This is a genomic window from Bacillus sp. Marseille-P3661 (assembly GCF_900240995.1).
Classification (GTDB): domain Bacteria; phylum Bacillota; class Bacilli; order Bacillales; family Bacillaceae_J; genus OESV01.
Genome location: NZ_LT965963.1, coordinates 1 through 841, shown reverse-complemented (window position 1 = coordinate 841; position 841 = coordinate 1). Strand labels below are relative to the sequence as shown.

Sequence of the window (841 nt, the reverse complement as noted above, 5' to 3'; positions counted from 1 at the left end):
CTGTTCCATTACGAACAGTGGGTTTCCCCATTCGGAAATCTCCGGATCAAAGCTTACTTACAGCTCCCCGAAGCATATCGGTGTTAGTCCCGTCCTTCATCGGCTCCTAGTGCCAAGGCATTCACCGTGCGCCCTTATTCACTTAACCTAAGATGATCTTAATCATCAAGATTTTAATAAGAACTTTTCTACAGTAAATATGAATGTTATTGCTATCTAGTTTTCAAAGAACAAGGCTACTGACTTCAATCACATCGTGAATAATCATCAGTGAGCTACTTCATGCTGCCTTGCGCTGAGGAATCCGACTTCTTCGAATCCACTTGTAGACGCAAGCGCAATTATTTTAGCGGTAGCTAAAATATTCATTTGTTGAGAGAATGCTCTCTCAAAACTAAACAAAATGTCTAAGCGCGTCTTCGTAATTCTTCCTTAGAAAGGAGGTGATCCAGCCGCACCTTCCGATACGGCTACCTTGTTACGACTTCACCCCAATCATCTGTCCCACCTTAGGCGGCTGGCTCCAAAAGGTTACCCCACCGACTTCGGGTGTTACAAACTCTCGTGGTGTGACGGGCGGTGTGTACAAGGCCCGGGAACGTATTCACCGCGGCATGCTGATCCGCGATTACTAGCGATTCCAGCTTCATGTAGGCGAGTTGCAGCCTACAATCCGAACTGAGAATGGCTTTATGGGATTGGCTCAACCTCGCGGTCTCGCAACCCTTTGTACCATCCATTGTAGCACGTGTGTAGCCCAGGTCATAAGGGGCATGATGATTTGACGTCATCCCCACCTTCCTCCGGTTTGTCACCGGCAGTCTCCTTAGAGTGCCCAACT

The 841-nt window shown here is 47.7% G+C and carries 2 rRNA genes; both read right to left on the bottom strand.

The features are described 5' to 3' along the window. Positions 1–148 (bottom strand): 23S ribosomal RNA (locus C1724_RS25265); the annotation flags it as partial. Positions 149–436: 288 nt separating this feature from the next. Continuing rightward, positions 437–841: ribosomal RNA gene (locus C1724_RS25260) — 16S ribosomal RNA — on the bottom strand; the annotation flags it as partial.